23 protein-coding genes and 2 pseudogenes are annotated in these 23,128 nt (G+C 67.9%); 13 read left to right on the top strand and 12 right to left on the bottom strand.

Going from position 1 to position 23,128, the window contains the following annotated elements:
• Together Q8814_RS06690 and Q8814_RS06685 are read right to left on the bottom strand one after the other, a co-directional pair.
• Positions 1-370 (bottom strand): annotated as a pseudogene (locus Q8814_RS06690) (MMPL family transporter); the annotation flags it as partial.
• The gene (locus tag Q8814_RS06685) at positions 346-855 is read right to left on the bottom strand and encodes a hypothetical protein (RefSeq protein WP_330151236.1); all 510 of its coding nucleotides are present in this window, start codon (positions 853-855) and stop codon (positions 346-348) included. The gene Q8814_RS06685 and the pseudogene Q8814_RS06690, both read right to left, overlap by 25 nt.
• Here Q8814_RS06685 and Q8814_RS06680 point away from each other — a divergent pair, their 5' ends adjacent.
• Positions 856-1,257 carry a hypothetical protein gene (locus tag Q8814_RS06680; protein ID WP_330151235.1) on the top strand — a complete coding sequence of 134 codons (402 nt, stop codon included), beginning with the start codon at positions 856-858 and terminating at the stop codon, positions 1,255-1,257.
• A gap of 95 nt (positions 1,258-1,352) precedes the next feature.
• On the opposite strand, the gene Q8814_RS06675 is transcribed toward Q8814_RS06680, so the two are convergent.
• The 3 genes from Q8814_RS06675 to macS form a co-directional block, all read right to left on the bottom strand.
• On the bottom strand, positions 1,353-2,000 hold the full coding sequence (locus tag Q8814_RS06675) for a DUF1707 SHOCT-like domain-containing protein (RefSeq protein ID WP_330151234.1): 648 nt from the start codon (positions 1,998-2,000) through the stop codon (positions 1,353-1,355).
• A 66-nt stretch (positions 2,001-2,066) separates the two neighbouring features.
• The gene (locus Q8814_RS06670) at positions 2,067-2,696 is read right to left on the bottom strand and encodes a response regulator transcription factor (RefSeq protein ID WP_330151239.1); all 630 of its coding nucleotides are present in this window, start codon (positions 2,694-2,696) and stop codon (positions 2,067-2,069) included.
• A 13-nt stretch (positions 2,697-2,709) separates the two neighbouring features.
• Positions 2,710-3,864 carry a MacS family sensor histidine kinase gene (gene macS / locus Q8814_RS06665; protein ID WP_330151233.1) on the bottom strand — a complete coding sequence of 385 codons (1,155 nt, stop codon included), beginning with the start codon at positions 3,862-3,864 and terminating at the stop codon, positions 2,710-2,712.
• Between the two features lie 165 nt (positions 3,865-4,029).
• Here macS and Q8814_RS06660 point away from each other — a divergent pair, with 165 nt between their 5' ends.
• The 5 genes and pseudogenes from Q8814_RS06660 to Q8814_RS06640 all read left to right on the top strand — a co-directional run bounded on the left by Q8814_RS06660 (position 4,030) and on the right by Q8814_RS06640 (position 9,333).
• Positions 4,030-5,490, top strand: coding sequence for an adenylate/guanylate cyclase domain-containing protein (locus tag Q8814_RS06660; RefSeq protein WP_330151238.1), 1,461 nt, complete (start codon positions 4,030-4,032; stop codon positions 5,488-5,490).
• 106 nt (positions 5,491-5,596) lie between these two features.
• Complete coding sequence (locus tag Q8814_RS06655) at positions 5,597-6,733, top strand: lysylphosphatidylglycerol synthase transmembrane domain-containing protein (protein ID WP_330151232.1); 1,137 nt, start codon at positions 5,597-5,599, stop codon at positions 6,731-6,733.
• 106 nt (positions 6,734-6,839) lie between these two features.
• Complete coding sequence (locus tag Q8814_RS06650; RefSeq protein WP_330151231.1) at positions 6,840-7,397, top strand: YceI family protein; 558 nt, start codon at positions 6,840-6,842, stop codon at positions 7,395-7,397.
• 96 nt (positions 7,398-7,493) lie between these two features.
• On the top strand, positions 7,494-7,874 hold the full coding sequence (locus Q8814_RS06645; protein WP_330151230.1) for a DUF3054 domain-containing protein: 381 nt from the start codon (positions 7,494-7,496) through the stop codon (positions 7,872-7,874).
• Between the two features lie 64 nt (positions 7,875-7,938).
• Positions 7,939-9,333: pseudogene (locus Q8814_RS06640) on the top strand (peptide MFS transporter).
• Between the two features lie 21 nt (positions 9,334-9,354).
• Here Q8814_RS06640 and Q8814_RS06635 read toward each other — a convergent pair.
• From Q8814_RS06635 to Q8814_RS06625, 3 genes are all read right to left on the bottom strand, one after another.
• Positions 9,355-10,092: a sulfite exporter TauE/SafE family protein gene (locus Q8814_RS06635; RefSeq protein ID WP_330151229.1), complete on the bottom strand. Its 738-nt coding sequence runs from the start codon at positions 10,090-10,092 to the stop codon at positions 9,355-9,357.
• Positions 10,089-11,768: an NTF2-like N-terminal transpeptidase domain-containing protein gene (locus Q8814_RS06630; protein ID WP_330151228.1), complete on the bottom strand. Its 1,680-nt coding sequence runs from the start codon at positions 11,766-11,768 to the stop codon at positions 10,089-10,091. The genes Q8814_RS06635 and Q8814_RS06630 overlap by 4 nt, the downstream gene beginning before the upstream one ends.
• A gap of 81 nt (positions 11,769-11,849) precedes the next feature.
• On the bottom strand, positions 11,850-13,643 hold the full coding sequence (locus Q8814_RS06625) for a penicillin-binding transpeptidase domain-containing protein (RefSeq protein WP_330151227.1): 1,794 nt from the start codon (positions 13,641-13,643) through the stop codon (positions 11,850-11,852).
• A 192-nt stretch (positions 13,644-13,835) separates the two neighbouring features.
• Between Q8814_RS06625 and Q8814_RS06620 the strand changes: the two genes are divergently transcribed.
• A complete protein-coding gene (locus tag Q8814_RS06620) occupies positions 13,836-15,389 on the top strand; it encodes an ABC-F family ATP-binding cassette domain-containing protein (RefSeq protein WP_330151226.1) in 1,554 nt (517 codons plus the stop codon).
• A complete protein-coding gene (locus tag Q8814_RS06615; RefSeq protein ID WP_330151225.1) occupies positions 15,386-16,210 on the top strand; it encodes an alpha/beta fold hydrolase in 825 nt (274 codons plus the stop codon). Before Q8814_RS06620 ends, Q8814_RS06615 begins: the two co-directional genes overlap by 4 nt.
• A 7-nt stretch (positions 16,211-16,217) precedes the next feature.
• Here Q8814_RS06615 and Q8814_RS06610 read toward each other — a convergent pair whose 3' ends face one another.
• From Q8814_RS06610 to Q8814_RS06600, 3 genes are all read right to left on the bottom strand, one after another.
• Positions 16,218-16,613, bottom strand: a complete 396-nt coding sequence (locus tag Q8814_RS06610) for a VOC family protein (RefSeq protein WP_330151224.1) — start codon at positions 16,611-16,613, stop codon at positions 16,218-16,220.
• Positions 16,614-16,680: 67 nt separating this feature from the next.
• Positions 16,681-17,322 carry a TetR/AcrR family transcriptional regulator gene (locus Q8814_RS06605; protein WP_330151223.1) on the bottom strand — a complete coding sequence of 214 codons (642 nt, stop codon included), beginning with the start codon at positions 17,320-17,322 and terminating at the stop codon, positions 16,681-16,683.
• Positions 17,323-17,558: 236 nt separating this feature from the next.
• A complete protein-coding gene (locus tag Q8814_RS06600) occupies positions 17,559-18,788 on the bottom strand; it encodes an acyl-CoA dehydrogenase family protein (protein WP_330151222.1) in 1,230 nt (409 codons plus the stop codon).
• 144 nt (positions 18,789-18,932) lie between these two features.
• Between Q8814_RS06600 and Q8814_RS06595 the strand changes: the two genes are divergently transcribed.
• Positions 18,933-19,997 carry an energy-coupling factor ABC transporter permease gene (locus tag Q8814_RS06595; RefSeq protein WP_330151221.1) on the top strand — a complete coding sequence of 355 codons (1,065 nt, stop codon included), beginning with the start codon at positions 18,933-18,935 and terminating at the stop codon, positions 19,995-19,997.
• A 26-nt stretch (positions 19,998-20,023) separates the two neighbouring features.
• Here Q8814_RS06595 and Q8814_RS06590 read toward each other — a convergent pair whose 3' ends face one another.
• Entirely contained in the window at positions 20,024-20,593 is a 570-nt protein-coding gene (locus tag Q8814_RS06590; RefSeq protein ID WP_330151220.1) for a TetR/AcrR family transcriptional regulator, read from the bottom strand.
• A 55-nt stretch (positions 20,594-20,648) separates the two neighbouring features.
• Between Q8814_RS06590 and Q8814_RS26510 the strand changes: the two genes are divergently transcribed.
• The 4 genes from Q8814_RS26510 to Q8814_RS06575 all read left to right on the top strand — a co-directional run bounded on the left by Q8814_RS26510 (position 20,649) and on the right by Q8814_RS06575 (position 23,128).
• Positions 20,649-20,741: a putative leader peptide gene (locus Q8814_RS26510; RefSeq protein ID WP_408015849.1), complete on the top strand. Its 93-nt coding sequence runs from the start codon at positions 20,649-20,651 to the stop codon at positions 20,739-20,741.
• Between the two features lie 97 nt (positions 20,742-20,838).
• The gene (locus tag Q8814_RS06585) at positions 20,839-21,354 is read left to right on the top strand and encodes a DUF4242 domain-containing protein (RefSeq protein WP_330151219.1); all 516 of its coding nucleotides are present in this window, start codon (positions 20,839-20,841) and stop codon (positions 21,352-21,354) included.
• An 8-nt stretch (positions 21,355-21,362) separates the two neighbouring features.
• On the top strand, positions 21,363-22,412 hold the full coding sequence (locus tag Q8814_RS06580; RefSeq protein WP_330151218.1) for an acyl-CoA dehydrogenase family protein: 1,050 nt from the start codon (positions 21,363-21,365) through the stop codon (positions 22,410-22,412).
• Entirely contained in the window at positions 22,388-23,128 is a 741-nt protein-coding gene (locus Q8814_RS06575) for an ABC transporter ATP-binding protein (protein ID WP_330151217.1), read from the top strand. Before Q8814_RS06580 ends, Q8814_RS06575 begins: the two co-directional genes overlap by 25 nt.

The raw sequence follows: 23,128 nt of genomic DNA, 5'->3' as shown, positions 1-23,128 counted from the left end.
GGGTCATGTCGGCAGCGCTTCCGAACGCGCCGGTGGGGAACCGGTGCGAACCGGTCGCCGCCACCGTCGCGGGACCGAACATGCCGACGGCGATGAGTTCGGGAACATCCTCGGGCATGAGTTCGTCCGCGAGGATGGGTTCGGCGAGGCCGATCTTCTCCTGGATGCGTTTCATCCATTCCGGGGCCCACCAGCAGTCGTCGCCGAGCAGTTTCATCGTTGCCGGTACGAGGAACATGCGGATGACGGTCGCGTCGATGACCAGTGCCGCGATCATGCCGTAGGCGATGTACTTCATCATCACCAGATCCGAGAACGCGAACGCGCCGGTGACGACGATGAGGATCAGTGCAGCCGCTGCCGAAGATCGCGGCACCGCGGTCCGCGGCGGAGCAACGACGGTCCCGCGACCTCGCACCGCCGCCTCGCCGCCAGGGGCCGGGCAGGCCCCCCGGCCGGCCTCCGGTACCGCGTCCACGCCCGGACCAGCGGGGTGAGCAGCAGAGCGCTCCGGCGCCACGAGCCCCGGGACAGCGACTGCCGGCAGACCCCGCGCCACAGGCGCAACCTGCCGTCCGGCCCGTGCCGCCGGTCCGGCGCGAGCCACGACCAGGCCCGCCGCGGCACCAGCAGCCACAGCCACAGCCACAGCCACAGCCACAGCCACAGCCACAGCCACAGCCACAGCCACAGAATGTGTCGGACCAGGCCGTCGGCCCACAGGCAGCACTGCCGCCGAGGCGTAACCCGCAGGCTCCCGGACCGGAGCCGGTGGTCCAACCCCCGACCGAAGGCATGCCACCGCTGCCGCGCCGCCGTCGCGGCGAAGTGCCGCCGCCGCTCCAGCAGACGCATGTGCGACCCCAGCCTTTCCCGCGCAGCGACGAGGGGCGACCGGCGGAAGCCGCTCCGTCGGCCCGCGATCCACAGGCCATCGAGAACTGGCTGTCGCAGCTGCGGCGCATCTCCCCGTCCCAGGGCGAGGGCCCGGCGCCCAGTGCGCCGGCAACCGGGCCCCGCCCATCGGCGCCCGGAGCGCCGGCACCTCGGCTACCGCAGCGGGCACCCCAGGACGGGAATGTGCCTCCCGAGCGTTCCTCCCCGCAGCCCCCGAGTGCCGGGACACCCGGCGATCCCGCGAATCCGGACCCCCGGCGCGAGTCCCGCGGACCCGACACGCAGGGTGGGCGGCACGCGAGCGACAACGGGCGCTCGATCAGCGTCGACGAACTCATCGCGCGGCAGCGTCGTCGGTAGCGACCCGCTCCGGTCCTCGGACGCATGAGAACACCGAATGGTGGTGAGAACGGGAAAAGACCCGGCGCTCATCATCATTCGGCGTTACCGAGAGCTCACGCTCCTCCGAGGAACTTGCGCAGGCGCGTACCGAGCGGATAGGCCACCGTCAGGCTCCCGCATCGGATCGTGCCCGTCACCACCACGTGCAGCGGACCGACGGGTGCACCGCCGCGCACCTTCGAGTTGGCACTGGAGGCGACGGCTTCGACACCGTTGATGTCGGCGGTCGCTTCGGGCGGCAGGACGAAGTTGATCGAGCTCAGATAGTCGTTCACCTCGACGCGCACCACCTGCGTCTGCATGACGGCTTCGGTGAAGTCGAGGGTCACCGCCGAAGCGACCGTGTCGATCCGCACCGCCGGAGGAACCTCCCAGCGGCCCTTGCGCGCGAGGCTCGACATCCGTCCTCTGATCACCAGCGGGCCACCGGCAGGCACCGTCGCAGCAGCAGACGCTCCCATCGGGCCGGGAACCGGCGATCGATGGGGCTGGTACGCGGCCTGGTATTCGGGCCGGATGTCGATACCGGGCAGATCGATGAGCACCTGGTTGAGGTCGCGGCGGGTCTTCGCGGCCAGCACGGTGTCCATACGTTCGGTGAACTCTCCCAGAGAGAGCATGCCCTGCCCCACGGCACGCTGCAGCAACTGGCCCACGTGCTCACGCTCGGCATCGGACACGCGCAATTCTCTGGGATCCATGCCCACCACCATAAAAGGGGGATCAACCCCGCGTCATCACGTCGCTCGCTGCGATGCGCCGCCGGTCTAGTCCAGCCCCTGTTCGATCGCGTATCGGGTCAGCTCCACGCGGTTGGCGAGCTGAAGTTTCCGCAGCGTCGCCTGCACATGGTTTTCCACCGTGCGGTGACTGAGCGTCAGGCGCGCGGCGATCTGCTTGGCGGACAATCCTTTCGCGACCAGACGCAGCACTTCGGTTTCCCGTTCGGTCAGGGTCGGCGGTGCACCGGCACGTCGCCCCGCCGACGCGGACATGCGCCGATATTCGCCGAGCACCAGGCCCGCGAGGCCGGGTGTGAAGACGGCCTGCCCCGCCGCCGTGGCGACAACGGCATCGACCAGTTCGGCCGCCGACGCGCTCTTGACGAGGTATCCGGACGCCCCGGCCTTGACGGCACCGAGCACGTCGTCGCGTTCGGACGACGCCGAGAGCACGAGCACCCGGCTCCGCGGCGACACCGCGAGCACGGCCGCGGTCGCCTCGGTGCCGGTCCCGTCGGACAGCGACATGTCCATGAGCACCACCGACGGCCGCACCGCGGCGGCCCGGCGTGCCGCGGCGCCCACTCCACCGGCCTCGGCCACCACGGCGAATCCGGCGGCATCGAGATCCCGGGTCACGGCCGTACGCCAGATGGGGTGGTCGTCGACCACCATGATCGTGATCGGCTCAGGCAAGCCGGTCCTCCTTCGGAATCCGGATCTCCCATTCGGTTCCCCTGCCGGGGGCACTCTCGAGCCGAGCAACACCACCGAGCCAGCGCGCACGCCCGACGATGGACTTGGACACTCCCATGCGGCCCTGCTCCTGCGCTTCGTCCAACCGGCCGGCGGCGATGCCCACTCCGTCGTCACGGATGCTGAGGACGATCTCGTCGCCGAGCTCCTCGAGCAGCACGTACGCCTTCGCCCCGGGCCCGGCATGCAGTTCGGTATTGGCCAGGGCGGTCGCGGCGAGAGAGGCGAGTTCACCGCTGCGCACCCGGTCCAGCAGGACCGGATCGGCCGGAGCGGACACGGTGACCTCGGCTCCGGCGCGACTGCGCAGCAACGCCGTCAGGTCGACCAGCCGACCACCCGAGTCGACCTGGGTGTCCTGCTCGGAGATGAGTCGTCGCAGCGCCTCTTCCTGTTCCCCGGCCAGACGCGCCAGGTCCGACGCCTCCCCACCCGCCTCGTGGCCGTGCCGCTGCACGAGCGCAAGCACCTGCAGCACGCCGTCGTGGACCTGCCGGGCCAGCCGGTCGCGCTCCTCGGTGGCGGCGGCCATCCTCAATGCCTGCTCGAGTTGCCGATGCGCACGGCGGGCGGTCGTGGTCGCGGCGCCCATCGCCACCCCGCACGCCACCAGCACCGGCAGCGTCGCGTCCTTCCACAGGTCCAGATTGATCTGGTCCCGGACGAGGGCACTGACACCGGCCATCACGAGCGCCGATCCGGTACCGGCGACGGGGCCGCCCAGGATCGCGGCGGACAGCACCGCGTTGGCGACCCACAGCGTGGTGGGCATCGTCTGGTGGTTGCTGTACCAGTCGTAGTCCGCGACGAGGCGGGTCGCGGACATCAGGCCGAGCGCGGTGACCTGATCGAGGGCCACCACGATCCACCGTCGGCGCATCCCCTGCGACAGCAGGTACGCGGACAGCAACGACCAGGACACGAGCACACCGATGAAGACCCATGCGAGCGGCCGGTGGGTGTAGTTGTCGACCGTCGAGAGGTGGGAACTGACGGCGTAAACGATGGTGACCAGGCGGAAGACCTGTGCGGCGCGCCAGAGCGGCGCGTCCGGATCGGCCGTCGCCGATACGGCCCTCCGGCCCATACCACGCCCCTTTCCCGGTCGCTCGCGAGGTGAATCAAACCACCGGGTGACCCCGAAGGGTGACCACGACGTGCTGTGACCGTCCCCACAGTGGTTTGATTGAAAGTCGTGCTGAGGTCATATCGAGCTGTCGCCGCGACGTTGCGTAGTCGCTGGCCGCTCTACATGGTCTCGATGGGCGCATCGAATCTCTTCGGTGCCCTGCTCGTGTTCGCGTTCGTGCGGTACGGGATCCCCCTCGACGAGACCGAGAACATCATTGCGGACCGGGTTCGCAACTTCGCGGTGTTCGCGGTGTATCTGGGGTTCGCCGGTGTGGTGAGCCTGACGGCCGCGGCGTGGATGCTCCGCGCGGTGGTGCGATGGCAGTTGCGCGGCGGACCGCCGACGCAGGCCGAGCAGATGGCGGCTCTGCACGCGCCCCTTCGGCAGGCCATCGTGCACCTGGTGCTGTGGTTGCTCGGCGGCGTGCTGTTCGTCTTCCTCACCGCCGAGGAGATGCCCTCACTCGCGGCCGCGGTCGCGGTGACCGTTGCGATGGCGGCGACCAGCACGTTCGGGTTCACGTACATGCTCGGGGAGCGGATCCTGCGGCCGGTGGCGGCACGGGCGCTGAGCGAAGGAAACTTCGACCGGACGATGGCGCCGGGGGTGGGCACGCGGCTGGCCATGACGTGGGGCCTGGGCACTTTGATGCCGGTCGCGGGCATCGTGCTGTTGTGCGTCACGCAGCTGAGCGCCGACACCGACTTCCCGCCGGATGCTCTGGCCATGTCCATTCTGGCGTTGGCCGTGATGTCGATCGGACTGGCACTGGTGCTGTCGCTGCTCACGTCGGCGCAGATCTCGGATCCGATCAAGCAGTTGCGCTGGGCGATCGAACGCGTCCAGCGGGGTGCGTCGGGTGTGCAGGTGGAGGTGTTCGACGGCAGCGAGATCGGCCGGCTGCAGGTGGGCTTCAACCGGATGATGTCGGAGTCGGACGAGCGTCGGCGTCTGCGCGAGCTGTTCGGCCAGCACGTCGGCGAGGACGTCGCGCGGCGGGCGCTGCAGTACGGCACCGAACTCGGAGGCGAGACCCGGTACGTGGCGGTGCTGTTCGTCGACATGGTCGGCTCGACCGCCACGGCGGCCGAGCGCCCCCCGAGCGAAGTCGTCGAACTGCTCAACGAGTTCTTCCGTGTCGTCGTCGACGTGGTCGACCGGCACCACGGTTTCGTCAACAAGTTCATGGGCGATGCCGCGCTGGTGATCTTCGGCGCGCCCCTCGACCGTCCGGATGCTCCCACCGCCGCCCTCGCGGCGGCCCGCGAGTTGAGGTTCGCGCTCAGTGAAATCACCGACCTCGACGTCGGGATCGGCGTGTCGGCGGGGCTCGCGGTCGCAGGAAACATCGGGGCGGCGGAACGTTTCGAATACACGGTGATCGGCGACCCGGTCAACGAGGCGTCCCGCCTGACCGAGCTCGCGAAGATGCGGCCGAGTCGCGTGCTCGCCTCGTCGAGCGCGTTGTATTTCGCGGACGACGAGGAGCGCGGGCACTGGCAACTCGGAGACGAGGTGCAGCTGCGCGGGCGGCGTCGGATGACGCACCTCGCGTGGCCGGTGCTCTATCCGGATCTTTGACGCACCGACACGTTCCTGCACGGGACCCCATGATCTTCGTCGCCCGGGCGGTAAAAGCCCAGGGAACCGACTTTGACATACGTCCACGTTGGTTACTCTGAATCTTGTGGCTCAGCCTCGAAACGACCCTTCAGGCTCCGACGCCACACCGCGCCGGGGCCGTTTCCGCTGGGTCAGGTGGCTGCTCGGAGCAGCGCTCGTCGCACTGCTGACGGTCGAGGCGATCTACCTGTGGCCCACGATGAGCGATTCGTGGCGGGCGCTCACCGAACTGCACTGGGGTTGGTTCGCGGCCTGCGTGGTAGCGCAGATGGTGTCGCTGAGCGGTTTCGCGGGGGTCCAGCAGCGACTGTTGCGGGCCGGCGGTGTCCGCGTCGGCCACCTGCGGTCGGCGTCGGTGGTCTATTCGAGCACAGCGATGGCCGTGACCCTGCCGGCCGGGCCGGTGTTCTCGACCGCCTTCACCTACAAGCAGACCCGCAAGTGGGGAGCGACGCCGGTCGTCGCGTCGTGGCAGCTCGCGGTGTCGGGGGTCATTGCCGCGACGACACTGGCCGCGGTCGGCGTCGGTGGCGCGTTCGCGGTGGGTTCACGGATCAGTCCGGTCACGCTGGTCCTGTCGATCGCCGGCGTGATCGCCCTGTTCTACGGCCTGCGGTATGTCGCGCGCAATCCGTCGTCGGTCGAAGCGCTCGGCATATGGGTGCTCACACGGTTCAACCGGATCGCGAAGAAGCCCGCAGGTACCGGCTTCGATCTGTTCGAGCGCATCCTTGCGCAGCTCGAAGCGGTCGACCTGGCCCGCCGCGACGCGCTGGGTGCGATCGCCTGGTCGGCCGTGCACCGGGCGTCGGACGTGGCCTGCCTCGGGCTGGCGTGCTGGGCCGTGGGCGGTCAGCCGTCGGTGGCGGGACTGCTGATCGCGTTCGCGGCCGCCAAAGCGGTGGGTAGCGTACCGCTGGCCCCCGGGGGTCTGGGGTTCGTCGACGGAACACTGATCGCGACGCTGGCGGCTTCGGGGATGAGCGCGTCGCAGTCGCTCGCGGCGGTGTTCGTCTACCGGGTGGTGAGCTTCGCCTTCGTCGCGCTGGCCGGCTGGAGCACGGTGGGCGTGCTCTACCGCGATCGCGGCGCCGGAGACGACGACACCGTCGATCCGGTTGCCGAGCGCGCCGAGCACGAGCAGGCGGCTCTCGCCCGCCGGCGCAGGCCGGTCGTCCGCCCCGAGCAGGCGGCCGAATAATTCCGACTGTGACACCCCTCACAGCATAGTTGCGGAATCAACTAGTTCGTGTCATCGTTGTGTCCATCAGAAAGTTGAACATTCAACGAACCAACGAGGAGTCGCCATGACCACCGCCACGACCGCCACCTTCCCGGGCCTGACCGCCGGTACCTGGGCCATCGACACCGTCCACTCCAACGTCGGCTTCACCGTCCGCCACCTCATGGTGAGCAAGGTCCGCGGCACCTTCGAGGGCTTCTCCGGCGCGGTCACGGTCGCCGAGGACGGCACCGCCGGCGTCACCGCCGAGATCGCCGTCGACACGATCAACACCAAGAACACCGATCGTGACGCCCACATCAAGTCCGCCGACTTCTTCGACGCCGAGCAGTTCCCGGTCGCGAAGTTCGTCTCGACCGGTGTCCGCGCCGACGGCAACGACTACATCGTCGACGGCGACTTCACCCTGCACGGTGTCACCAAGCCGGTCGAGCTCGCGCTCGAGTTCAACGGCGTCAACCCGGGCATGGGCCAGGGCCCGGTGGCAGGCTTCGAGGCCACCACCGTCATCAACCGCAAGGACTTCGGCATCACCATCGACATGCCCCTCGACGGCGGCGGCACCGTCGTCGGCGACAAGATCACCATCACCCTCGACATCGAGGTCGCACACCAGGCCTGATCGGCCCGCCTCCGGCCGAGCCGGCGAGCGCCCTTCCTCCGGGAAGGGCGCTCGCGCGCGTTCGGGCCCCACACGCCGCAGCGATACCCTGTACAGGTGAGAAAGTACGCACCCGCGCTGCTGGTCGATGTCGTCCTGGTTGTCGTCTTCGCCGCGCTCGGCCGCTCCAGCCACGACGAAGGCCTCGATCTGGTGGGCATCGCGAGCACCGCCTGGCCGTTCCTCGGCGGCCTGACGGCCGGTTGGTTCCTGACCGCATGGCTCTACCGCGACAAGTTCGATGCGCTCGCCGCCGTCCCCACCGGTCTGCTGGTCTGGATCAGCACACTCGCGGTCGGAATGCTGCTGCGGGCCGTGACCGGCCAGGGCACCGCCACGGCGTTCGTCATCGTCGCAACGCTGTTCCTCGGGGTCTTCCTGATCGGGTGGCGCTTCCTTGCCGGCGTCGTCGCGCGTCGCGGCGTCCGGACCGGGTGATCTTCCTCGCGCGACAGTCCGGTTTTCTCGCACTCACCGTGCCCGCGATGCGAGAGTGACTTTCATGAGCGATACGGCCTCCCCGCCCGAGTCGAAAACCGATCATCGGTTCTTCGGGCAACCACTTCCGCTGGCGAACCTGTTCGGTGTCGAGATGTGGGAGCGGTTCTCCTTCTACGGCATGCAGGGCATTCTGATCTACTACCTGTACTACTCGGTCTCCGAGGGCGGGTTGGGGATCAGTCAGGGCGCCGCGACCTCGATCGTCGGCGCATACGGCGGCACCGTGTACCTGTCGACGATCCTCGGTGCGTAGATCGCCGACCGCCTCCTCGGTTCCGAACGGACCCTGTTCTACAGCGCCGTGCTCATCATGTGCGGCCACATCGCTCTCGCGCTGCTGCCGGGGTTCGCCGGGGTCGGGGTGGGTCTGGTCCTCGTCGCGTTCGGCAGTGGTGGTCTCAAGGCGACCGCGACCTCCCTCGTCGGCGACCTGTACGACGAGCACGACGAACGCCGCGACGCCGGTTTCTCCATCTTCTACATGGGCATCAACCTCGGCGCCGTCGGTATGGCAATCGGCCTGACCCAGTACACGATCTACCGCAAGCACCTCGGCAACCTGGGCAAGACCCCGCCGCACCCGCTGCCCGCACAGCTTCGGATACGAGTCGCCGGTCTCGCCATGGTCGCCGTCGTCCTCATCGCCGTGTTCGCGGCGACTGGCATCATCACCACCGGCAACATGCCGGACATCGTCGTCGGGCTGACCATCATTGCCACCATCGTCTACTTCGTCATCATCCTGTCGAGCAAGCAGGTCACGCCGATCGAACGCAGCCGGGTGTACTCGTTCATCCCGATGTTCCTGGCCAGCGCCGTGTTCTGGTCGCTGTTCCAGCAGCAGTTCACGATGGTCGCGGTGTACGCCGACACCCGCCTGAACCGCAGCCTGTTCGGCTGGGAGTTCCCGCCGTCGTGGGTGCAGTCGATCAATCCCGTGTTCATCATCCTGTTCGCCGGTGTCTTCGCGGCGGCCTGGACCAAGCTCGGGCCGCGGCAACCCGCGTCGCCCATCAAGTTCGCGGTCGGCACCGTCATCATGGGCATCGCGTTCCTGTGCTTCATTCCCATGGCCGGTGGCGCCCCCAACAGCGCTCCCCTGTTCGGGCTGATCGGCATCCTGCTGCTGTTCACGTTCGCCGAACTGTTCCTGTCGCCGGTCGGCCTCTCACTGTCGACGAAACTCGCCCCGAAGAATTTCCACACCCAGATGGTGGCGCTGTTCTACCTCTCAGTTGCGCTCGGCACCGCGATGGCGGGCACGCTCGCCGGGTTCTACGACGAAAACAACGAGGTGCCGTACTACCTCTGGATCGGCGGTGCCTCGATCGCGGTGGGTCTGACCCTCGCCGCGTGCTCACCGTGGATCCGCAAGCTCATGCAGGGCGTGCACTGAGGCCGGTCCGGGACCGGGCGCTCAGCGCAGGGCGAGCCAGCCGGCAAGACCGAACCCGGCGAATGCGACGGTGATACGCAGCGCATTCGCCGGGAGCCGTCGGACGATGGGTGGGCCACACCAGCCGCCCGCGAATGCGCCGAGCGCCATCGCGAGCGCCGCAACCCAGTGCACGGGACCGAACACCGCGAACCCGATGGCAGCGACCAGGTTGGCGACGCCGAGCAGGTAACTCTTGAGGATGCTGGCGCGCCAGATCTGTTCGGACGTGCAGATCAGGGTGAGCGCCAGAAAGATCACGCCGGCGCCCGCGCCGAAATAACCGCCGTACACCGCGACGACGAACAGCGCGACCGCGAACACGCGCGGGAGGTCGCGGCCACCCGCCAGCGCGCGGATGCGCGGCTGGAGCAGCAGCGCGAGCGCCGCGAGTGCCACGAGGTAGGGCACGACGGCCTCGAACGAGCCCTCCGGTGCCGCAAGCAGCACCACGGCGCCGGTAAGTCCGCCGAGCGCGGCATACGCGGTCCACCACCAGACGCGGGGACCGGTGTCGACCACCTCCCGCGCGGAGTTGGTGAGTGCCCCCACTCCGACACCGACCATGGCGACGGTGTTGGTGACGTTCGCCGCGACCGGGGTCAGGCCCACGGCGAGCAGAGCCGGATACGACACGAGCGACGCGAGTCCGGTCACGAAGCCGATGACACCGGCGAAGAACCCTGCCACGACGAGCAGCAGGAAATCGAGCAGGGTCAATTCGCGGGGGCGGGCTTGGCGAGCTCACTCAGGAACTTGTCGGCCATCTTCACGGCCCGGTCGCCACCGTCGGCGTCGGCGACGAACACCGCGAACGCGAGGTCGCCGGTGTAACCGTAGAACCAGCGGTCGTCCCCGCTGGAGGCTGCGATGCCTGCCAGTCCCGGGTGTCGCTTCAGGAACGATGCGGGACCGTTCTGCACGTTGTCGATCATCATTCCGCGCAGCGCGTCGACGATGTGCGGAGGCAGCGGCGGGGCCGGCTCGGCGACGGTGCCGGGTTGACCCTGCACGATCGTCGGGGGCGGCGTTTCCCCGCGTGCAATCGACGCGGCGAGCAACGCGGCGCCCATCGGGCTGACCAGTTCCTCGTCGGAACCGCCGGTGAACTGGACGACACCAGAGCGGCTCTGCCCGATCTGCGCGGTCTCGAATTCGAAACCGGGCACCGAGAAGTCTTCGCCGAGTCCGAGACGGCGAGCGGTGTCGGCGAGATCGTCGGAGCCCAGTGTCCCCGGATCGACCCCGCGGTCGAGTCCGGCGGCGAGCCGGACGGGATCGAGCACTCCGCCGGCCGGGTACAGGCCGAGGGTGGCTACCGGCCCGAGTTCCATGGCCCAGTTGTTGACGTCCATTGCGACGACACCGCCGGTCGACGGGGTAATCGCGACGAGCGCGGCGGGAGTGCCCACCGTCACGACGGCTTCTTTCGCGGCCATCTGGATACGCGAATCGACGGTGGAGGTCAGATCCGGAGGTGGCGGTCCCTGGAACCCGGCGACCTGGATCGGGCCCTGCTCGGGATCTTCGAGCGTCACCGCCCAGCCGGCGGTGCGGTCGCGTTCGAGTTGCCACGCCGAGCGCAGCGAATCGAGCAGCGGCGTCGAGATGCGCCGGTCCGCACTGATCAAAGTGGGGGTCTTGATGACTTCGACACCCGGGATCGCCATGATGTCGTCCTCGAGGAACTGATAGTCCTGATCGCGAAGCTTGACGGCCGTGATGCGGGCGCCCGGATCGGCGGCGAGCCGCTCCTGCATGAGCTGTGCCGTGATGACCGGGGCGACGGGTGCGAGGACCTCTGCGAGCCGGACGGTAGGCGTGACCGGATCGGGCATGGTCGCGGGATCGAGCACGACAGCGTTGATCGTCTGCTCTGCCATCAGCAACTGGCCGGCACGGTCGAAGATCTTCGGCGGCGCGGCGTCGGTGCGCACGTGGTGCACGGTGCGGCCACCGCCGAGGTCGGGGACGAGCACCTCCGCGTCCCACGAGATGCGCCAGCCGACGCCGAGCTTCCGGACGGCGCCGTCGACCTGGTAGTGCCACTCCTTGCCCTCGCCGAAATTCCAGTCGGCGGTCATGGTGAAGTAGCCGGATTCGTCGTTGAGTTCGACGAGTTGCGCGAGTGAGTAGTCGACCGTGCCGTCGGACAGGCCGTCGAACATCTGAGAAATGGTGGACTGCGCCGCGTTGGGGTACGAGGTCAGCGAGGCCGCTGTTTCGACGTCGTTTTCGTCGAGGGCGGCGACGAAGTCGTCGACGAGGCGTTGGGCGTCGCTACGAGGATCGGCGAAGACGGTAGCGCCGAGCGTCAACCCCACGAGCATGATCACGGCAGATACCAGGGCGATAACACGCAGACGCCCCCTGCTGCGCCACTCGCGAAAACCCATACTGATCAACCTTCACTTCAGTCACAGGAGCCACAAGCACGACCTGTCTACGAATCCGTCACAATTGCGCCACAGTCTCGTCTACCCCCTCAGCCACCTCCCCGCGGCTTCCACGGCAGGGGCCGAACCCTCAGCGCCCGCAACGAAAACCGCAAACGCCAGGTTATCTTGCGCCCCTATGAACCATCCATGCGCCCCGCCGTTCTCACCGTACTCTGCAGTGCCCGTCTTACCGATGAGATCAGCGATGTCGCGCACCGCCGTCGCGGTTCCGTCGGTAACAGTTTCCCGCATCATCGCACGCAGTGCCGCCGTTACCGTATCGGGCGCGGCGGCAACTTCGCGGTCGGCGGTCGCCGGTCGCCCCTCGACGATCATCGGCTCGGGTGTGTGACCGTTCACAACCGAGGCGGCGACAAGTGCCATCCCGAACGGTGACGCCGTCACCTGCCCCTGGCCGATCGCCGCCTCCACCCGCGCCGCCGGTGTCTCGGCGGCCGGCACGCTACCCGTGACCGTCACGAGTCCCGGCGTGAGGTAATCGATACCCAGCCCGAACTGCAGCGCCGCATCGGTCAGTGCCGAGGCCGGCAATTCCAGCGCGAGCCGGCCCATCGTGGTGTTGCAGGAAAACGCGAACGCGGTGTGCAGCGGAACAGCACCGAGATCGAAGTTCTCGTCGTTGGGAATCGTGCGGTCGCCGATGCTCGCCACACCCGGACACGGCAGGACGGTGTCGGGGTCGGCGAGTCCTGCCTGCAGGGCCGCCGATGTCGTGATCGCCTTGAATGTCGAGCCGGGCGGAAACAGACCGGTCAGCGCAATCGCCCCCTGCCCATCGGCGGCGGTGTTCTGCGCGACGACGCGCACCGCGCCCGTCGACGCGTCGATCCCGACGATCGTCGCGGGCCGGTCGAGCGACGCGAGCGCGGATTCGGCGCGCTGCTGCAGGCCGAGATCGATCGTGGTGTTCAGGTCCGGCGCCTCGGGGCCGTCCGTGCCGGCGATGCGCTGCACCGATCCTTCCGCCGCGACCCGCTGGACGGCCCAGCCGGCCGAGGCGTCCTGCCCCTGCTGCCACAAATCGGCCAGACCGGACCACACCGGCGACGCGAGATCGCGCTCGGAGGTCAGCAGCCGCGTCTGAGGCGCCAGCGTCACGCCGCGCAGCGCGGCGAGCTGCCCCTCGAGGGGCGCGAGATCGGCCTCTCGCAGGGTGATCGCGGTGACGGGTCGACCGTCGGCCGCCGCCAGTTCTGCCGCCAGCGACTCGGCGGTGATGGTGGGCGCAACCGTCGCGAGTACCGGCGCGACGGCGGCGGGGTCGGCGGTCGGATCCAATTCGACCAGCGTGACGATCTGCTGACTCATGAGCGGTTGCCCGTCGCGGTCGAAGATCGTCGGCGGCGAACCGACCGTGTTCGTGTAGCGCACGGATGCTCCGGCCGACAGGTCGGGCGACAAGAGCGCCGGGTCCCAGCGAATACGCCAGGCGTCCTCGGCAGCGGCGTCGTCGACTGCGGCATCTTCGACCGCGCTGCCCGTGGTGCGGTACGACCAGTCACGCCCCTCACCGAAGTTCCACGTCACGTCCAGATCGAAGGTGCCGGCGTCGCCCGTCCCCGCGACCGTTACGTCGGGATCGTCGTTGCCGAGTCCGTCGAAGAGATCCGAAATCACCGTTGCCGCAACCGCGGGATCGGTCGTCAGCGCCGCGGCCGCCTGCACGTCACCGGCTTCGAGGGCCACGGCGAACTGCTCGGCGATCGTCTCGGGTTGATCAGGCCCGGACGAACACCCGGTAGCGGCGAGCGCCGCCGCGAGTAGTGCAGCCAGGGCAGCCGTTCGTCGTCGAATGCGCACGGTCACGATCATGCCCGAAGTCGCGAACAGGTGCCGTGGGACGCACCGCCCGTCGGTGAATTCAAATCGGTTGCGCGATGACCGACGCGCTCGTACCGTGGATCTCGACCGCATTCCCTGCGAACGGATACGACGTTGCTCCTGTAGAGGTTCTCGACTCGCCACACCGATCCACGTGTGCGTACCTCTTACTTCGGAGTCCCCATGTCCCCCAACAGTTTCGTATCGCTGTCCGATCTCACTTCCGACCATCCCGACGGCACCTGTGTCTTCGATGGTCTCGATCTCACGTTCCCGGCCGGACGCACCGGCCTGGTGGGACGCAACGGGAGTGGCAAAAGCACTCTGCTGCAGCTCATCTCCGGTTTGCGGCAACCTACCCGGGGGTCGGTGTCCTCCCAGGGCACGGTGGCGTACCTGCCGCAGGACATCACCCTGGACCCGGCGGTCTCGATCGCCACCGTACTCGGAATCGACCACGTGCGCGCGGCGCTGCGGCACATCGAATCCGGCGTCGGCACGGCCGCGGATTTCGAGGTCGTCGGCGATCGCTGGGATGTCGAGGAACGCGCCCTCGCGGCGATACACCGGCTCGGCCTCGACCGGATCCTGGCCGGCAGCGACGATTTCGATCGCACGGTCGGAAATCTTTCCGGCGGCGAGACGGTATTGCTCGCACTCACGGCCCGACTGCTCGACGAACCCGACGTGCTGTTGCTCGACGAACCCACGAACAACCTCGATATCGCGGGCCGACAGCGACTGCAGGACGCGCTGGATCAATTTCCCGGCACCGTCATCGTGGCCGGCCACGATCGCGATCTTCTCGATCGGATGAACGCGATCGTCGAGCTTCGCGACGGCAGGCTGCGCCTGTTCGGAGGCAGCTACAGCGACTACGAGCAGATCGTCGCAGCCGAACAGGAAGCCGCCCGCGCCGCGGTGCGGGATGCCCGCAGCGATGTGCGACGGCAGGCACGTGAGCTCGTCGCGGCGCACATCACGCTGGATCGGCGACAACGCTACGGCCGCAAGATGTTCGAGAACAAGCGCGAACCGAAGATCGTGATGGGTGCGCGCAAACGCCAGGCCCAGGAATCGGCCGGGCGTCTGCGTCGCGAGCACGAAGACGACCTCTCCTCTGCTCGTGCGCAACTCGAACAGGCACAGCAGGAGGTGCGCGACGATCGGGAGATCCGAGTGGACCTGCCGGAGACCGCAGTGCATCCCGGGCGTCGCGTGGCCGATTCACCCCTCGAGATCGTCGGGCCGGAACGCATCGCGCTGCGCGGCCCCAACGGATCGGGAAAAACGACGCTGCTGCAGTGCGTTGTGACAGCCGGACCGCTGGTTCCGTACGCATTGCTGCCACAGCGCCTCGACATCTTCGACGACGCGCTGTCGGTGGTGGCCAACGCGGAACAGCGCGCACCGCACCTGCCTCCCCAGGAAGTACGGGCACGACTGGCTCGATTCCTGTTCCGCGGCAACGACGCCGACGTGACCGTGGGAGCCCTGTCCGGCGGGGAGCGGCTGCGGGCCGCGCTCGCCATCCTGCTTGCGGCCGATCCCGCGCCGCAGTTGCTGTTGCTCGACGAGCCCACCAACAACCTGGATCTGCCGAGCCTCGGACACCTGAAGCAGGCACTGCGCGGCTTCGCGGGCGCCCTCGTCGTCGTCTCCCACGACGAACGGTTCCTGTCGGAAATCGGCGTGACCCGGTCGGTCACACTGCCGTCGGAGACACTGAAGGAGTGACTGAAGCAATCAATCCGGTGGACGGAACCCGCATCGCCTTCTCGCTGTATCCGAACGACACCTCCGAATGGGCTGCGAGCGGGGCACCGGCGCTGATGCTCGTGCACGGCAGCGCGCTGTCGTCGGCCACGTGGCGGACCTTCGGATATCTGAAGGCACTTCGTGATCGGTATCGCCTGATCCTGCCGGATCTGCGCGGGCACGGGCGCAGCGGTACCCCGCACGAGGAGGACGCGTACGCGATGGATGTGATCGTCGCCGACCTCGTCGCGGTTCTCGACGCGGCAGGGGTGGCACGGGCGCATTATCTGGGATATTCGGTCGGGGCCCGCGCCGGGCTGTCGCTCGCGGTGGCGGCGCCGGAGCGACTGCGCACGCTGATGTTGCTGGGTGGCAGTGCGCGACCGCAGCACGGTGCGCTGGATCGCTTGTTCTTTCCCGGATGTGTGGACGTGCTGGCCCGCGACGGCATGGACGGCTTCCTCGCCGAGTGGGAGAAACACCGGGACGGCCCCCTCGATCCGGGAACGCGGGCAGCATTTCAGGCCAACGACAGTGAAGCGCTCGTGGCGTACTTCCGGCGTTCGGACCGGGAACCGGGAATCGACGATGCCACGCTGGCCGCGCTGGACGTGCCGACACTCGCGGTGGTCGGCTCGGAAGATCACCTGCGGGTCGAAGACACCCGCGCGATTTCCCGCACGGTACCCGGCGCGCGGCTCGCGATCCTGCGCGGATTCGATCACGCGACCACGGTCGCGGCGGCGCCGGAGGTGCTGTCGGTGCTCGAACCGTTCCTCGCGGCGCACGCCGGACCGTGAACCGGGTCTAACCGTCCTCGGGTCGGCTCATCCACTGCACGAACTGGTAGTGGATGCCGTTGGGGTCGCGGACCTGGAAGTACCGCTCTCCCCACGGCTCGGTCTCGACGGGCGTGACGATATCCACGCCCTCGCCGCGCAACCGCTCGTATTCGTCGTCGACGGCATCGACGACGAATACGACGAGCATGCCGTGCCCGGCTTCCCCTGCGATGGCCGCGGGCTTGAACGTGCCCAGGCCGGTGCGCAGGAAGACGAGGTTGAAGCCGGCGTCGTCGCGGGTCAGGGACGCGAAACCGTCGGCTGCCATGACCTGCGTGAAGCCCAGGTGACGGACGGCGAAGTCGGCCGAGGCCTCGACATCGGCGACGTTGAGTGACAACGCACTGTCGGTGATGGTCACGGGTGGTCTCCTTTCGTTCGGATGCGCACCCATAACGTACGCCGTACGAGAAAGGTTCCCGCGGAGATCACGAACCGGCAGGTACCCCGCGGGGGGAAGCGATCGCCTCCGACACCAGCGCGGACATGGTCCGCTTCATGACCTCGACCGCGTCCGGCACCGGCAGCCGCAGCACATCGCGCAACGACACCCACATCGGCCATGTCGTCGCGATGGCCATCGACTGCACGATCTGACTGCACACGACATCGTCGACACCGTCGAATTCCGCCGCGAACAGATTCTGCACATCGCGCGCCGCGCGCTCGAAATAGCGCATGCGGTGGCGCTGCAGCTCGCGCGAGAACGGCGCCCGGATCTCCGACGACCGGGCGAACGGCGCGATGAACTCGAGCGCCTCGGCGCGCAGACGGCAATACACGTCGATGCGTTCGTCGAGCGGCAGCGCCGGGTCGACCAGCTCCGCCGCGTCGTCGTGCCTGCGCATCAGTTCCGCGCCGGTCGCCGCGAAGAGAGTCTCGAGATCCCCGAAATGCCCCCACAGCGACCGCAGCGACACTCCCGCGCGCGACGCGATCTGCACGCCGGTCGGCTTGAGTTCACCCGCGCGAATCAACCCGATGTGCGCCTCGATGACGGCCTGACGGGTGCGTTCCGCGCGCGCCGACCGGCCGTCGATCAGAGTCGGCGGTCCGCCCTCGATATCCATTTTTTGTGTGTACATCGGCTACCCGATTTCCTCCCCGTGAGCAGTTCGGCATGCCGGCCACACCCCCGACTCCCGGTGCCGACATACCTCGCCGACGGCAACGATAGACGAAGACCGCGCGAACCTGTCACACGCGACCGGACGAACGCCGCCGGGAAGCCGCCGCTGCCGCTGCCATCCGGCGCGGACCCGACGTCAACAGTGGTGTCCTGCACCGAACGACACGACAGCCGGAATCAACGAGCCGTCAGCAACCCCTTCGCGATGTGCGTCACCTGGATCTCGTTGCTGCCCGCGTAGATCATCAGCGACTTCGCGTCTCGCGCAAGCTGTTCGACGCGGTATTCGGCCATATACCCGTTTCCGCCGAACAGTTGCACCGCCTCCATCGCGACATCGGTCGCGGCCCGGGACGAGTACAGCTTCATCGCCGACGCTTCCGGCAGGCTCACCGGCTTGCCCGCCTGGGCCCGCTCGATCGCACTGAACACCATGTTCCGCACATTGACCCGCGCGATCTCCATCTCCGCGAGCTTGAGCTGGATGAGCTGGAACTGCGCGATCTCCTGGCCCCACAGCTTCCGCGACTTCGCGTACTCCGTGCACAGCTTCAGGCACTGCTCGATGATGCCGAGCGACAGGTAGGCGATGCCGATGCGCTCGGTCGCGAACGACTCCTTCGCACTGTCCTTTCCGTCGCTTTTGCCGCTTTCCTCGGACTCGCCCAGCAACCGGTCCCGGGTGAGACGAACGTTGTCGAAGAACAATTCACCGGTGGGCGACGAATTCATACCCATCTTCTTGAACGGCGGGCTCTGGGTGAGCCCCTCCATGCCCGCGTCCAGGACGAAGGCGAGCACCTTGCGGTCGCGCCGATCGATCGAGGCATCACCGTCGTCGAGCTTCGCGTACACGATGATGACGTCCGCGTACGGGCCGTTGGTGATGAACGTCTTCTGCCCGTTGAGGATGTAGTCGTCGCCGTCGCGGCGGACGGTGGTCTTCATACCGCCGAACGCGTCGGAGCCCGAATCCGGTTCGGTGATCGCCCATGCGCCGACCTTCTCGAATGTCACCAACTCCGGCAGCCATCGCTTCTTCTGCGCGAGAGTGCCGCGGCCGCGGATCGTGCCCGCGGTCAGCCCGAGACTCACACCCATCGACGCGACGAGACCGAGGCTCACGCCGGCGATCTCGATGTTGAGCAGGGCTGCCATGCCCGGCGATCCACCCGTACCGCCGCTGCCACCCGACGAACGTTCCCCCCTTTCCTCCTTCTCGAGGGCGCGGGTCAGCGATTCACGCGCCATCTCGTCGATGCCGAATGCGGCGAACATCTTGCGGATGATGTCGAACGGCGGCAGTTCACCGGACTCGAGCCTGTCGACGTGGGGGCGGATTTCCTTCTCGATGAAGCCACGCAGCGCGTCGCGGAACATGAGATCGGTGTCTGACCACTCATACATGTACGAAATATAGAACAGGTTACTGTTCCTGTACACGGTCCACGCCGGATCGCCCTCCCGGCACGCTGCGCGAAATCGGCCACCGGCAGGGAACAGCCCACTACGCTTCTGCGAGAACGCACCGTCACCGTGGGAGGTCGTCGGGTGGATGTCCAAGCCATGCACATGAGCGACGGACTGGTCGACGCGCGCGCCTCGACGCTGTTCTACATCGTGGCCGCGCTGGGCGTGGCACTCGCCGCGTGGCGGGCCCGCAGCGAACTCGACGAACGGTCCGCACCGGTCGCCGGTCTGCTCACCGCGTTCGTGTTCGCGCTGCAGATGATCAACGTGCCGGTGCTGCCCGGGGTGAGCGGGCATGTCGTCGGCGGCGCGCTCACCGCGCTGCTCGTCGGACCGTTCACCGGCGCGCTGTGCGTGACGATCGTGCTGGTGGTGCAGGCATTCGTGTTCGCCGACGGCGGCTTGAGCGCGCTCGGCACGAACATCACCAACATGGCTCTGGCCGGTGTCGCGGCCGGCTACGCGAGTGCTGTCTTGCTGCGGGAGCTGCTGCGGCGGCGCCGCCCACAGTCCCCGCTCACCGCCCTGGCGGGGGCCGCGTTCGCGGCGGGCTTCGTGTCGATCGGAGCCGCGACGACGGGCTTCGTGGTCGAGTACGCCCTCGGTGGCACCGCCGTCCCGTTCGCCGATGTCGCCTATCTCTACGGGGTGCACGTTCCGGTCGGCATCGTGGAGGGCCTGGTCACGGCGGCAGTGGTTGTGGCCGTCGCATGGGCGCGTCCGGATGCGGTACGCCTGCTCCGCGGCGGAGCGCGACCGGCACCGTCACCGCGACTGACCCGTGTGCAACTCATGGGCGCCCTCGGATTCGCGACGCTCATCGTCGCCGGAGCCCTGGCACCCCTTGCGAGCAGCAGTCCGGATGCGCTCGACGCCGCCACCCGGCGCGGCTGCGAGAGCGCCACGGAAACACGCACCGGCGACTGCATGGCCCGTAACGTACGCGAGCACCGACTCGCCGACGGCGCGCTGGCCGGGTACACGGTGGGCGAGCGCGACGAATCGGCATGGGTTGCGGGCCTGATAGGCGCGGCTCTCACATTCGTCACCGCGGGCGTGAGCTTCCGTGTCCTCGTGAGGCCCGGTGCCACGACGCGCAGAGAACGCGTCCCGGCTCCGGAGCCCCCGTCGCAGCCGCCGTTCTGAAGGCCGAGCGTCGAACGGCCGGGTATTCAGGCCGCCGAGATCGCCGCGGCCGCCATTTCGCGACCGAATCGGATCGGGTCGGCCGAGTGCTCGAATTTCGAGCCGGCGAGCGAACCGTCGTAGATCAGCCGGATCTGCTCGGCCGTGCCTTTCGGGTCGGCGACTCCGGCCTGCTCGAGCAATTCGACGAGGGTCGAACGCAGCCACTCCCGGTGAGCAAGGACAGGCTCGATACGTTCCTGCGGGAATTCCGTTGCGGCGTTTGCATACTGGCATCCGCGGAAGTTCTTCCTCGGTGCCGAGGCAAGCGCGAGATCGAAGAACGTCAAGATCTTGGCGACCGGATCGTCCAACGCCTCGACGGCCTCGTTCCAGCGCGCGCGATCACGGCGGTCGAGTCCGTCGAGGTAGGCGTGCACCAGCGCGTCCTTCGAGCCGTACGCCGTGTACAGGCTCGCGCGCGCGACTCCGGATTCGGCGAGGATGCGGTCGACGCCCACTGCACGGATGCCGTACTCGGCGAACAATTCGCCGGCCGTCTCCAGCAGCCGTTCTGCGGGAGAGCGCTTGGTGGGGGTTTCGGCAGTGGAACGCACCCCACCAGCGTAACGGATCGACGCCGATAGACAGACCGTTCTATCCACCTGTATCGTGGGCGCCGTGACACACAGCCTTCTGACCCGTCGCCTGCACGTGGATCTCGTGCGGGTGGCCGGTGCTGCGTGTCGTCGTTTCCAGCCCTGACCGGACCCCTACGCCTTTCGGATCTTTCGCATGTTGTGCGAGCCCATTTCGGCGCACCGGTAACAATCCCCACCCCTGCTTTTCGGAAGGTGACTCCATGTCGCTGTCTCTGTATGAACTCGTGCCCGCCGCGGGCCAGGCCGAGGCCGCCATCAAGGCGTTCGACGACGCGGTTGTCGCCGCCGGCGGCGAACTGATCGAATCCCAGGTGACCTCCGGCGCACAGCGCGTCTTCGCGATCGCCGAGTTCAACGCCTGCCGCGCGGCGCAGCTCGAGGCCGCAAACCTCGATGTCGCGGAAGTCGTGGGCCCCAACGAAGTTCGCCTGGTCGGCGCCGACCTGGACCAGATCAAGGCTGCGCGGCCCACCGCCGGTTACCTTGTCGAATGGGATATCCCCGACACCATCGACATGGAGACCTACCTGGCGCGGAAGAAGGCGAACTCGCCGAAGTACGCCGACGTGCCGGAAGTGAGCTTCCTGCGCACGTATGTCCGTGAGGACATGGACAAGTGCCTGTGCTTCTACAACGCCCCCGACGAGGACGCCGTCGTGCGTGCCCGCGAGGTCGTCAGCACTCCGATCGACCGCATCCACTCCCTCGAAGGATAATCGAACCGATGACCGCGGCCATCCAGCGACCGAACGAGCAGCAGCGCAACACAATTGCGGACTTCGTCCGCGACCGTGCCGCAGCGCTCGATCGTGGTGAGACAGACATCCGCACCGACCTCGTCCGCATCGGCGAGCTCGGACTGCTCGAGAACGGGCTCGGCGGAGAGTGTCTCGACGATATGGCCGCGGTCATCGACGACATCGCCGCCGAGTCGCTCACCGTGGGGTTCTCCCTGTGGGCGCAGCGCATGGCGCTCGAATACGTCGACCGCGCACCACAGCCCCTGCGGTCGCGCTACCGCGACGACCTCGCATCCGGCCGGCTCGTCGGCGTCACCGCGATGGCTGCTGCTCTCAAGCATCTGGCCGGACTCGGCGAGCTGCCCCTACTCGCCGAGCGCACCACCGACGGTTTCACCGTGTCGGGCCCGATCCACTGGGCGTCCAACGTCTTTCCCGATTCGCTGATCGTCTTCCCGGCTCGGACCGCCGAGGGTGGTCGCATCGTGGCCGTCGTACGCGCCGATACACCGGGCGTGCACATCAACGAGTCGCCCGAACTGCTGGCGCTGGGTGCCACGTCGTCGACGTCACTGAAGTTCGACGCTGTCCGGATCCCGGCGGCGGACGTGCTGACCGACGAACTGGCGGACTTCTGCAGCTCCATCCGCCCGACGTTCCTGCTGCTGCAGACCTCGTTCTGCGTCGGCATCGCCCGCGCCGCCCTCGCCGAGGCCGCAACGCGCCTGCACGGACTCGGCGAGCAGTTCACCGGAGAACACGAACTGCTCTCGACGCAGTACGAGTCGCTGCGCGAACGGCTGTACCGGTACGCCGCCGATCCCACGACGGCGACCGCGGCGGACCTGATCCGGCTGCGGCTCGACGGTTCGCTCGTTGCGGTGGCGGCAACCCGGCTCGAAGCGACCCTGCGCGGCGGCGCCGGTTACGCGTCGGCCAGCGCCACCAACCGGAGGTTCCGCGAAGCGGCGTTTCTTCCGATCCAGTCACCGTCGGAAGGACAGTTGCGGTGGGAACTGTCGCAGTACGAATAGTCAACGGCTACAAGAGTTTCGCCGGTCGTAGGACTCCCGTACTGCAGGGTGTCGACCTGGACATCGCCACCGGCGAATTCCTCGTGGTGCTCGGTAGCAGCGGCAGCGGCAAGTCGACGCTGCTGCGCATCGTCGCGGGACTCGACCATCTCGACCGCGGCGCGATCGACTGGCCCGACTCCGACGACGACACCCGTCCGCACACGGGCGTGGTGTTCCAGCAACCGTTCCTGATGCCATGGCTCACGGTCCGCGAGAACATTGCCTTCGGCGGGCGTTTCGCCGTGCACCGCGAGCGGTTCGATACGGCATATGCCGACGAACTGCTCGATCGGTTCGGCCTCTCCTCGCTCGGCGGCTACTACCCCGAGCAACTATCCGGTGGCCAGGCACAGCGCATCGCCGTGATCCGCGCTGTCGCGGTACGGCCCCGGCTGCTGCTGCTCGACGAGCCGTTCAGCGCACTCGACCCGGCAACCCGCGGCGACCTGCAGTCGTGGCTCGCCGATCTCGCCCGCGACCTCGGCTTCACGACCGTGCTCGTCACCCACGACATCGACGAGGCATTGCGTCTCGGCGACCGGATTGCGCTGTTCGGGCGCGGCGGTACCGTACGGCAGCAGTGGCAGATCGGCGATCTCGAGGACGGGCACCGCGACGGTCTGCGCACCGATATCCTTGCGCACTACCGCGATTCGTCCCTGAGCACGACATGA

This window comes from Rhodococcus chondri, assembly GCF_036327435.1.
Classification (GTDB): Bacteria; Actinomycetota; Actinomycetes; order Mycobacteriales; family Mycobacteriaceae; genus Rhodococcus; species Rhodococcus chondri.
This window is presented reverse-complemented; position numbering and strand designations above follow the sequence as displayed.

Coding starts and splice junctions, on each gene's coding strand:
- Q8814_RS06580 (WP_330151218.1), top strand. CDS start 21,363: ATGACCGCGGCCATCCAGCGACCGAACGAGCAGCAGCGCAACACAATT.
- Q8814_RS06600 (WP_330151222.1), bottom strand. CDS start 18,788: ATGTATGAGTGGTCAGACACCGATCTCATGTTCCGCGACGCGCTGCGT.
- macS (WP_330151233.1), bottom strand. CDS start 3,864: ATGGGCCGGAGGGCCGTATCGGCGACGGCCGATCCGGACGCGCCGCTC.
- Q8814_RS06605 (WP_330151223.1), bottom strand. CDS start 17,322: ATGGATATCGAGGGCGGACCGCCGACTCTGATCGACGGCCGGTCGGCG.
- Q8814_RS06670 (WP_330151239.1), bottom strand. CDS start 2,696: ATGGTGGTCGACGACCACCCCATCTGGCGTACGGCCGTGACCCGGGAT.
- Q8814_RS06630 (WP_330151228.1), bottom strand. CDS start 11,768: ATGGGTTTTCGCGAGTGGCGCAGCAGGGGGCGTCTGCGTGTTATCGCC.
- Q8814_RS06585 (WP_330151219.1), top strand. CDS start 20,839: ATGTCGCTGTCTCTGTATGAACTCGTGCCCGCCGCGGGCCAGGCCGAG.
- Q8814_RS06625 (WP_330151227.1), bottom strand. CDS start 13,643: ATGATCGTGACCGTGCGCATTCGACGACGAACGGCTGCCCTGGCTGCA.
- Q8814_RS06620 (WP_330151226.1), top strand. CDS start 13,836: ATGTCCCCCAACAGTTTCGTATCGCTGTCCGATCTCACTTCCGACCAT.
- Q8814_RS06685 (WP_330151236.1), bottom strand. CDS start 855: ATGCGTCTGCTGGAGCGGCGGCGGCACTTCGCCGCGACGGCGGCGCGG.
- Q8814_RS06675 (WP_330151234.1), bottom strand. CDS start 2,000: ATGGATCCCAGAGAATTGCGCGTGTCCGATGCCGAGCGTGAGCACGTG.
- Q8814_RS06660 (WP_330151238.1), top strand. CDS start 4,030: ATGGTCTCGATGGGCGCATCGAATCTCTTCGGTGCCCTGCTCGTGTTC.
- Q8814_RS06650 (WP_330151231.1), top strand. CDS start 6,840: ATGACCACCGCCACGACCGCCACCTTCCCGGGCCTGACCGCCGGTACC.